The 7,927-nt window shown below is 74.5% G+C and carries 7 protein-coding genes; 5 read left to right on the top strand and 2 right to left on the bottom strand.

The window, feature by feature from the left end; all coding sequences use genetic code 11:
• Positions 1-182: 182 nt before the first annotated feature.
• Positions 183-1,415, top strand: a complete 1,233-nt coding sequence (locus AB0J52_RS19105) for a sensor histidine kinase (protein ID WP_500182931.1) — start codon at positions 183-185, stop codon at positions 1,413-1,415.
• Entirely contained in the window at positions 1,373-2,068 is a 696-nt protein-coding gene (locus tag AB0J52_RS19100; protein WP_500182930.1) for a response regulator transcription factor, read from the top strand. Before AB0J52_RS19105 ends, AB0J52_RS19100 begins: the two co-directional genes overlap by 43 nt.
• A gap of 51 nt (positions 2,069-2,119) precedes the next feature.
• On the opposite strand, the gene AB0J52_RS19095 is transcribed toward AB0J52_RS19100, so the two are convergent.
• Positions 2,120-3,250, bottom strand: coding sequence for a S1C family serine protease (locus AB0J52_RS19095; protein WP_500182929.1), 1,131 nt, complete (start codon positions 3,248-3,250; stop codon positions 2,120-2,122).
• Between the two features lie 197 nt (positions 3,251-3,447).
• On the opposite strand from AB0J52_RS19095, the gene AB0J52_RS19090 reads away from it, so the two are divergent.
• Positions 3,448-4,548: a baeRF3 domain-containing protein gene (locus AB0J52_RS19090; protein WP_500182928.1), complete on the top strand. Its 1,101-nt coding sequence runs from the start codon at positions 3,448-3,450 to the stop codon at positions 4,546-4,548.
• Between the two features lie 101 nt (positions 4,549-4,649).
• Here the strand turns inward: AB0J52_RS19090 and AB0J52_RS19085 are convergent, their stop codons facing one another.
• Positions 4,650-6,416, bottom strand: coding sequence for a hypothetical protein (locus AB0J52_RS19085; protein WP_500182927.1), 1,767 nt, complete (start codon positions 6,414-6,416; stop codon positions 4,650-4,652).
• Between the two features lie 101 nt (positions 6,417-6,517).
• On the opposite strand from AB0J52_RS19085, the gene AB0J52_RS19080 reads away from it, so the two are divergent.
• Entirely contained in the window at positions 6,518-7,192 is a 675-nt protein-coding gene (locus tag AB0J52_RS19080) for a response regulator transcription factor (RefSeq protein WP_500182926.1), read from the top strand.
• 116 nt (positions 7,193-7,308) lie between these two features.
• Positions 7,309-7,927, top strand: a 619-nt coding sequence (locus AB0J52_RS19075; RefSeq protein WP_500182925.1) for a hypothetical protein, incomplete at its 3' end; no start/stop codon positions are given.

The raw sequence follows: 7,927 nt of genomic DNA, 5'->3' as shown, positions 1-7,927 counted from the left end.
TCCGAGGCCGACGACGAGCTCGCCGCCTACAACGCCCGCCTCGCCCGCCTCGCGCGCCGCGAGGAGGAGCACGGCAAGTGACCCGCGCCCGCCGCCCCCGCGGCCGGTGCCCCCGCCCGCGCGGCCGGTGACCCCCCGGACGGGGGAGGCGCGCAGGTCACGGGGTCTGTAAGGATCGTCGCGTGGTTCCCCTCCTGCGCGCGGTCACCGACCGCACGACCTGGCGCCGCTGGGCCTATCTGGTGATGGGCGCGGCGCTGCTGATGCCGTACTGGTTCCTGCTGATGGTGGTGGTCGGGCCGTCGCCGCTGGACGGCCCGTGGGCGGTGGCCGCGATGGTGCTGCTGCCCGTCCCGGCCGCCGTCGTGACCGGCATGGTCGCCGGGGTGCGGCAGATGGAGGGCACCGCGGTCAAGGAGCTGCTCGGCGGGCCGCTCGCCGCGATGAACGTCCCGGTGGCGCGGACGCTGCGGGCGCGCGTCGGCACCGGCCTGTGGTTCAGCCTGCACCTGCACGTCGGGGTGGTGATCGGGGCGGCCAGCCTGGCGCTGCCGCCGTTCGCGGTGGTCCTGACGCTCTTCCCGTTCTTCGGCTGGGGCGTGATGGCCGACCCGCGCAGCCCGCTGTACGCCTGGAAGCACAGCCCCTACCAGTGGCTCGGGCCGCCCGCCGGGGTGGCCGCGGTGCTCGCGCTGCTCGGCCTGATCGTGATCGCGGGCAAGACGCTCAGCGTGCTCGCCCCGCACTTCCTCGGCCCGACGCCCGAGGAGCGCGTCGCCGAGCTGGAGGAGCAGGCCGCCAGGCTCGCCGAGCGCAACCGGCTGGCCCGCGAGCTGCACGACTCGGTCGGGCACGCGCTGAGCGTCGTGACGCTCCAGGCGGGCGCGGCGTCGCGGGTGCTGGACCGGGACCCGGACTTCGCCCGGGAGGCGCTCACCGCGATCGAGGAGAGCGCGCGGGCCGCCCTCGCCGACCTCGACCACGTCCTCGGCCTGCTCCGCGAGGACAAGGCCCGCACGACCCCGCAGCCGACGCTCGCCGACCTGGGCCGGCTGGTCGAGCAGACCAAGATCGCGGGTGTGGAGCTGGACCACGGCGTGGACGCGGCCGTCGCGGGCGTTCCGGCCGCGGTGTCGCGGGAGGCGTACCGGATCGTCCAGGAGGGGCTGACGAACGCGCTGCGGCACGCCGGGAAGGTCCCGGTGACGCTGCGCATCACGGTCGCCGACGACCGGCTGAACGTCCTGGTGGCCAACCCGCTGAGCGGGGCGCCGGGCCGGACCCGGGACGGCGGCGGACGCGGCCTCGGCGGCATCCGCGAGCGCGTGACGGTGCTGCGCGGGGACATCGCGGTGGGCCCGTCCGGGGGTGAATGGCGCATGGAGGTGTCTTTGCCGCTAATGTCCGGGGCGTGACGATCAAGGTGCTGCTGGTGGACGACGAGCGGCTGATCCGCGCCGGGCTGGCCGCGATCATCAACGCCGAGCCCGACCTGACCGTGGTGGGGGAGGCGGCCGACGGGGCGGACGTCCCGGACGCGGTGGCCCGGACCGCGCCGGACGTGGTGCTGATGGACGTCCGGATGCCCCGCCTCGACGGCATCCAGGCGACCCGCCGGCTGCTGGCCGCGGGCGGCGTCCCGCCCAAGATTATCGTCGTGACGACGTTCGAGAACGACGAGTACGTCTACGACGCGCTCAAGGCCGGCGCGGACGGGTTCCTGCTCAAGCGGACCCGCCCGGAGGAGATCCTGCAGGCGATCCGGACCGTCGTCCACGGCGAGAGCCTGCTGTTCCCGGCCGCGATCCGCGCGCTGGCGGCCGAGCACGCCGCCGCCGGCGCGGCGAGCGGCGCGGAGTGGCACGGCCGGCTGACCGAGCGCGAGGCGGACGTGCTGCGGCTGATGGCGCGCGGCCGGTCCAACGCCGAGATCGCGGCCGAGCTGTTCGTGAGCCCCCAGACCGTCAAGACGCACGTCGGGAACGTCCTGGCGAAGCTGCAGGCCCGCGACCGCACGCAGGCCGTGATCCTCGCCTACGAGACCGGCTTCATCTCCCCGGGCTCGTAGGCGCGTCCGGGAGGCGGGAGGCGGGAGGCGGGAGCGCCCAGCCCCGGACGGTCAGGAGCCGGGGAGCTCGCCGAGAGCGACCTCCACCGTCTTCTTGGCGCCGTTCCCGGTCTGGACGTCCACCTTGGCCTTGTCGCCGGGCTTGAGCTTGGACAGGACCTCGGCCAGCTCGGTCTGGCTCGGCGTCGGGCTGCCGTTGACCGCCATGATCAGGTCGCCGGGGACGATCCCGGCCTTCTCCGCGCCCGACCCCTTGGTCACGCTGACGACGCCGACCGCGGTCTGCTGCAGGCTGCTGGGGTCGATGATCGTGCGGACGACGACGCCGAGCGCGGCCCGACCGGAGTTGGTGACCCGGCCGTCCTTGATCAGCTGCGGCGCGATCCGCTGGACCGTGCCGCTCGGCGTGGCGAACCCGATGCCGACCGCCGCGCCGCCCATCTGCGGGTCGGACGCGGCCGCGGTCGGGATGCCGATCACCTCGCCGTTCAGGGTGACCAGCGCGCCGCCGGAGTTCCCGGGGTTGATCGCGGCGCTGGTCTGGATGGCGTCCCCGATGGTCGCGCCGGGGAAGGCGCCCTCCCGCTTGGTGGACACCTCGCGGTTGAGCTGCGACACGATGCCCTGCGTCACGCTGCCCGACAGCCCGAGCGGGTTGCCCATCGCCAGCACCATCTGGCCGATCCGCAGCTTGCCGGAGTCGCCGAACCGGGCCGGGCGGAGCTGCCCGCCCCCGTTCACCTTCACCACGGCGATGTCGTCCGGCGCGAACATGCCGACCGGCTTGGCGTCCAGGGGCTTGCCGCCCGCCGCCGAGGTCACCTGGATCCGCTGCGCCCCCGCCACCACGTGCGCGTTGGTCACCACGTCGCCCTCGGTGTCGTAGACGACCCCGGAGCCCTCGCCCGAGTCGGTGGTGATCTGCACCACCGACGGCAGGACGCTCTGGACGGCCTTCTCGTACTGCGCCTCCAGCCCGGAGGCGGAGTTGTCCGCCGGCGCGTTCGTGGCCGCGGTGGTCGCCGCGGCGGCCTCGTTCCCGCCCCGGCCGTTCTCCCGCGCCCCGCCGCCGCTGCCGATGTCGTTCCCGCCGCCGCACGAGGCGAGCGCGAGGGTCCCCGCCGCCGCGAGGACGCCCGCCGCCGCGAGCGCGCCGGACCGGCCCCTGCTGTTGATCTGCATCCGTACCGACCTCCCGCACAGGGGTGTCCCCCGCCGGGAAGGGACGTGACCGTACGACGTCCCGCCGGTACCGAGAGTTGATCAGCGGCTGTCCCGCGCTTGACACGACGGGATCATGAAGTGCCCCTTATACCTGGTTTACCTGCGGTTCGTTAGAAAAGGAGGCAGACAGGCAAGCACACGTCGATCGGGGGATCATGGACGCTGCCACACTGTCCGAACTGCGCAGGCCACGCTCGTACCCGGCGGTGTCGGTCCTCATGCCGACCTTCCGCCGGGCGCCGGACAACCGGCAGGACCCCATCCGCCTGCGCAACCTGCTCGCCGAGGTGAAGCGCCGACTCCGGGACGATCCCGAGGTCGCGACGCAGGAGGCCGACGCGCTCTGCCGCGACCTGGAGAGGGCCGTCGAGCGCCTCGACCCCGCCGACGCGGAGGAGGGCCTGGTCCTGTTCGCCGCGCCAGGCGGGGAGGTCCACACCTTCACGATCGACCAGCCCGTGGAGGAGCGCGTGGTGCTGGACACCACCTTCGCCACCCGCGACCTGGTCGCCGCCTTCACCCGCCGCACCCGCTACTGGCTGCTCGTCCTGTCCGACCACCGGACGCGGCTGTGGGACGGGCGCGGCGAGACGCTCACGCAGGTCGAGCGCGAGGGCTTCCCGATGACGCCGGAGAGCCTGGACGAGGCGGTCGTCGGCAGGGCGTCGCCGCCGAGCATCCGCGACGCCAACGCCCCGCACCAGCTGTTCGTCCGGCGGACCGTGGAGGCGCTGGAGAAGATCAACGCGCGGGACCGGCGTCCGGTCATCATCGCGGGCGTGGTGCGCGCGCAGGCGTGGTTCGACGAGGAGGCGGGCGGCAAGCTCACCGTCGCCGGCCGCATCGACGGCGCCTACGAGGACGCGCCCGCCTCGGTCCTGATGGACCTGGCCCGGCCCGTCCTGCACGCCTACGAGGACCTGCGCGAGGTCGGCGTGCTCACCGAGCTGGAGGCCGCGCGCGGCCTGAAGCGGTACGCGGCGGGCCTCCAGGAGGTGCTGCCGCTGGTGAAGGAGGGCCGCGGCGAGCACCTGGTCGTCGAGCGCGGCTACCACATGCCGGGCCTGCGCGGCCCGGACGGCATGATCGACCCGCTGGACGACACCAGCCCGGGCCGCGTCGAGGGCGAGGGGATCATCGACGACGTCGTGGACAACCTCATCGAGGCCCAGCTGGACTTCGGCGGCGAGGTCACCTTCGTCTCCGACGGCTTCCTCGTCGACCACGACCGCATCGCCCTGGTCACCAGGTTCTAGTCGCACGCGCCCGCGGACGGCCGCCAGGCCTCACGCACGCGCGCAGCCCGCTCCGGAACGTCCCGGAGCGGGCTTCTCGCGTTTCGGGCACTGAGCGCGCGCTACGCGGTCCCGCAGCTCGGGTCGTACCAGGCGACCCACCGGCCCTCGCCGTAGCCGCCCGTGTGCGTCAGCCAGCCGGACGGGTGGCCGGGCCAGGTGCGCTCGGCCGGGGCGCCGGCCGTCCCGGCCGGGACGACGACCGTGCAGACGCCGCGCGCGGGCGCCTCGCGGGCCGCGTCGATCCAGCCGATCCTCGTCCACCACACCGGGTCGACCAGCCTCGTCCGCGCCATCCAGTTCACCGAGCGGTCGACGACGACGCCTCCGCGCTCGGACGCGGCGGGCAGCGGCGACCCCGGCGTCACCCGCTTCCCGTCGCCCGCGATGTAGGTCATCGCCGCCATGTTCGCCGTGAGGAGCAGCACGGCGACGACCAGGCCGCCGCCCGCCCTCCGGGTCGCGAACAGCGCCGCGAGCAGCACGGCGAGCATCCCGGCGGCGACGAGCGTGGCGGCCACGAGCCGCAGCTCGGTCCGGTTCTGGGTGAGGAAGGAGATCTCGGGGAAGTCGAAGCCGATGTACTGGTGCGTGCGCAGCCTGTCCCCGGCGTAAAGCAGCACCGTCCCGCCCGTCTCGGCGGTGATCAGAAGGCCGGCCACAGCGGCCCCCAGCACGGCCCGCGACGTCGCCCGGACCAGCACCGCGAGCGCGATCAGGACGTACACCAGCGCCAGCAGCGCCAGGTAGCGGCCGTAGGCGAAGTTGCCGACGCGGTGCTCGTCCGGCAGCGCCGCCTCGGACGCGTACGCGATGCCGAACGTCGTCGTCAGCAGCACCCCGGCCATCAGGCGCGTGTTCTTGTGGGCGAGCGCGGCGAGCGCGGCGACGAGCCCGATCCCGGCCAGCCCCCACGTCCCGACGACGAGGTACCAGAGCTGCCCGAACGTCCCCGACAGCGTCCACGCCTGGCCGGACGCGCTGGTCACCCTGTCCTGGAGGAGCTGTGCCAGGTCGCGCGCGCCGCCCGGGTACATGGAGCGGCGCAGGGCGCCGTTGGCCGAGGACGCCGCCAGGAAGCCGGCCGCCGCCGTGACCAGTCCGGCCCACATCGCGCGCCGCCGGGTCGCCAGCAGCGCCAGCACGTGGACGGCCAGCACGATCTCGCCGCGCGAGTGCGTGAAGCAGGTGTAGCCGGCCACCAGGCTCGCCAGCGCGCCGTCCAGGGGACGCCGCGTCCGGACGAACCGGTCGAGCAGCAGCAGCCAGCCGAGCGCCAGCACCGGCAGGACCGCGTCGGTCAGCGCGAACATCCCGAAGAAGGTCGAGGCGGGCAGCAGCGCCGCCGCGAAGGCCAGCGGCAGCGCCGCGCGCCGCCCCACGCCGAACCGGCGCAGCGCCGCGAACCCGAGCGGGAACAGCGCGGCTCCGATCAGCGCGTTGATCACGATGACGCCGGTGTAGACGGTCGCCGGGTCGTGCGAGAACCAGCGCAGCGGGCTGAGCAGCAGCGGGTATCCGGCCTGGTAGAAGGTGTGGTGGGTGAAGTCGGCGCTCGGTCCGCCGGCCAGCCACCGGGCGCCGGTGAGATAGGCCGACTCGTCCGGGTTCGCCACCGGGCCGGTGCGGGCGCGGGCCAGCCAGAGCCGGGCGAGCACCTGCGCGACGACGCCGAGCAGCAGCAGCAACGGCACCCGATCGCGGCGGCGCGCGCCCGTGGTCGGCCGACCCGTGGTCGGCGAACCCGTGGTCGACGAACCCGTGCGCGACGAGCTCTTGCCGGGCGCCTCGGGGGCGGACGTGGTCGGGGGAGCGATGGCCTGGGACATGGATCCCACCGTCGCGACGCGCTGTTGTGATCACGTTCGCGCGATGTCCGGATTTCGTGACACTCGGAGGATCAAGATCGCCAAGGCCGGATAATGGGGGTGTGGCGAGCATCCTCTTCGTCGAAGACGACCCGTCCGCCCGCGTCGCGCTGGAGCTGGCCCTGACCCGCCTCGGGCACCGCGTCACCGCCCGCGCGACCGGCGAGGACGGCCTTGAGGCGCTGCGCGCGCGGCGGCCCGAGATCGCCGTCCTGGACGTCATGCTGCCCGGGATCGACGGCATCGAGCTCTGCCGCCGCGTGCGGCGCGACGACACCCTCCCGGTCATCCTGCTCACCGCGCGCGGCGACGACCTGGACGTGGTGCTCGGCCTGGAGGCGGGCGCGGACGACTACGTCATCAAGCCGGTCGAGCCGCGCGTGCTGGACGCCCGGATCCGGGCCGTCCTGCGCCGGGCCGAGCAGTCCCACACCGACCGCTCCGCCTACGGCGACCTGGTCGTGGACCGGTCCGCGCTCAAGGTCACCAAGGCCGGCCGCGACGTCCGGCTCACCCCGACCGAGCTGCGGCTGCTGCTGGAGCTGACCCGCCGCCCCGGCCAGGCGATGACCCGCCAGCACCTGCTCGCCGCCGTCTGGGAGCACACCTATCCCGGCGACTCCCGGCTCGTGGACGCCTGCGTCCAGCGCGTCCGCGCCAAGATCGAGGACGAGCCCGCCGAGCCCCGGCTCATCCAGACCGTCCGCGGCTTCGGCTACCGCTTCACCGCGCCGTGAGCCCTCCGGCGGAACGGCGCGGGCGGGTCCCGTCTCCGCGCGCGCTCTCCGGGGCGTTCCGGCGCGGTCTCCGCCTAGCCCTGGGCCTTCGGCTGTGGCCCGCGCGGCTCCGCCCGATGGGCCTGCGCACCCGCCTCGCCGCCGCGTTCGTCGCCGTGGCGCTGACGGCCGCGCTGCTGGCGTCCGGGATCTCCTACGTGCTCGTCCGGCGCGCCCTGCTGGAACGCGTCCAGGACACCGAGATCGCCGAGGTCCGCCAGACCGTCACGCGGTACGTCCCGGTCACCGCGCCGCCCGGCGCCGAGGACGTCGTGCTGGACCAGCTCCACAGCGGCCTGGAGAGGCCGGGACGCCGGGTGTGGGCGGCCTCCATCCCGTGGGACCAGCGGGTGGGTCCCCTGGACGACCGCGAGCGGGCCGCCGCCGCGGCGGTCCTGCGCGTCCCGGTGAGCATGGACTTCTCCTTCCAGGCCCACCACGGGACGGTATTCCAGCGCGTCCGGGTGGGCGGCCACGCCTACCTGCTGATCGGGATGCTCGCGACGCCGGGCGGCGCGGCGTGGGGCGCGTCGCGCCCGCTGCTGCTGGTGGCGGTCAGCCTGCGCCGCGAGGAGCAGGAGCTGGCCTCCTTCACCCGCGCGCTGCTGATCGCCGACGGGCTCGCGGTGCTGGTGGCGCTGGTGACGGCGCTGGTCGCGACGCGCGGCGTGCTGCGTCCGGTGCGCGGCCTCGGCC

Source organism: Spirillospora sp. NPDC049652 (assembly GCF_040675125.1).
Lineage (GTDB): Bacteria > Actinomycetota > Actinomycetes > Streptosporangiales > Streptosporangiaceae > Spirillospora.
The sequence above is the reverse complement of the archived record's forward strand: the minus strand, read 5'-3'. Positions and strand labels throughout refer to the sequence as shown.